Origin of the sequence: Streptomyces carpinensis, from assembly GCF_002154505.1 — a bacterium.
GTDB lineage: Bacteria > Actinomycetota > Actinomycetes > Streptomycetales > Streptomycetaceae > Streptomyces > Streptomyces carpinensis.
This window is the reverse complement of sequence record NZ_MUBM01000585.1, coordinates 1-1,465: the sequence shown is the minus strand read 5'-3', so window position 1 is coordinate 1,465 and position 1,465 is coordinate 1. Positions and strand designations below refer to the sequence as shown.

2 protein-coding genes and 1 pseudogene are annotated in these 1,465 nt (G+C 65.7%); all 3 read right to left on the bottom strand.

Features of this window, described 5'->3' with window-relative positions; genetic code table 11:
- Nucleotides 1-108: 108 nt before the first annotated feature.
- Nucleotides 109-306, bottom strand: coding sequence for a DUF397 domain-containing protein (locus BZY54_RS46470; RefSeq protein ID WP_086729345.1), 198 nt, complete (start codon nucleotides 304-306; stop codon nucleotides 109-111).
- An 8-nt stretch (nucleotides 307-314) separates the two neighbouring features.
- The gene (locus BZY54_RS46465) at nucleotides 315-1,010 is read right to left on the bottom strand and encodes a DUF5753 domain-containing protein (RefSeq protein WP_086729339.1); all 696 of its coding nucleotides are present in this window, start codon (nucleotides 1,008-1,010) and stop codon (nucleotides 315-317) included.
- 15 nt (nucleotides 1,011-1,025) lie between these two features.
- A pseudogene (locus BZY54_RS46460) lies at nucleotides 1,026-1,465 on the bottom strand (NF041680 family putative transposase); the annotation flags it as partial.

The window sequence follows — 1,465 nt, the reverse complement described above, 5'->3', positions numbered from 1 at the left end:
GAGTACGGACTCGGCCCGGGGTACCTGCGCATCACGGGTGCCGAAGAATCCGACCAGTGATGGCAGTTGCTGCGCCGACTGGGACATGCGTAGGCGGCGCGGCCTGCCTTACCACGGAGATCCCTCCTCCTTGAGGGCTTCGAGGAAGGTGCTGAAGGCGTCGGCCGGGAAGGTGAGGGCGGCCCGAGCCGGGGCTTTTGAGTCGCGGATGGCTATGCGGGTGGGGGAGTTGGCGATCTCTACGCAGTTGTTGCCGTCGCCGCCACCGGAGTGGGAGGACTTCCGCCAGTTGTCGGTAATGATCACGGTGGGTCTCACAGCTCCTTGGCCAGTCTGTGGATGAATTCACGCGAACGGATCGGGTCGAGCGACACCGCTTGCACTCTACGAAAAAGTGTTCGGAAGACGCCGAGTTGTGCCTCTGAATCGATGAAGCCAGTGCCGTGAGGCGCGTCGCGGACGGCCGTGTCCAGCTTGGGTACGGCACCACCCGCCAGCATCATCGGGCTCCATGCTCCACCGAAGCCGTCCAAGTCGAGTGGGATGGCCCGCACGGTGACATGGTCTGCCTCAGAGAGCTCGAGAACGCGGAAGAGTTGGGCTCGTGACGTGGCGCGGTCGCTGACTCTGATGCGTAGTGCCGCCTCGTGAACAACCGCCTCGTATGGAGTGGGATCAGGTCCCGTCAGGATCGCCTTGCGCTGCATACGATGCCGCACGCGCAGCTCCAGTTCCTCCTCGGGAAGTTCGGGGACTCTGGAAGAGAAGGCGGCGCGGGCGTACTCGGGTGTCTGAAGTAGGCCGGGGATGAAGAGAAACTCCACATCTCGCCGGAACGTGGCGTGGTGTTCAAGCTCAGCGATGTCCAGGAACGGCGTGGGCAGCAGTCCTCGATACTCCTCCCACCAGCCCTCCGGTCGGTCGGTGACCATTGCCGCCAGCGCGTCGATGAACCCCCCGTCAGTGCACGCATAGTTAGCGGCCATGCGGCGCAGGCGTTGTTCGCTCACCCCTGAGCTTGGCGTTTATGCTGCCTGCCGCTTTGAGGCGGGCTTCGCAGTGTCCGTTTTGTTTTGTTTTCCGACGGGGTGCTCGCGGGCTCGGCGCCTGTTCTTCGAGCCCGCCGGCCGACCGGGGCCTGCCGTACTGGATTTCGGTGCGCAGGCTGGCTGAGGCGTCTTCCCGTGGAGGCCGCGGAATCCCCGGCGGACGCGGGCGGGGGTGAGGCGGCCGGGCCGGGCGGACTGTTCCCAGGGCCTGCGGAGGTCCTCGGCCAGTGGCCGGGCGAGGCGGAGTTGGGTGTGAGCGACGATGACCAGCCAGGTCCAGCGGTCCGCCGCCTCGGGGGTGCGGAGCTTCGGACGGGTCCAGCCGAGCGTCTGCTTGATCAGCCTGAAGGTGTGTTCAAGATCGAATCTTCGAAGGAACGCCTGCCAGAGCCGGTCCACATCCGCGGCCGTGGCAC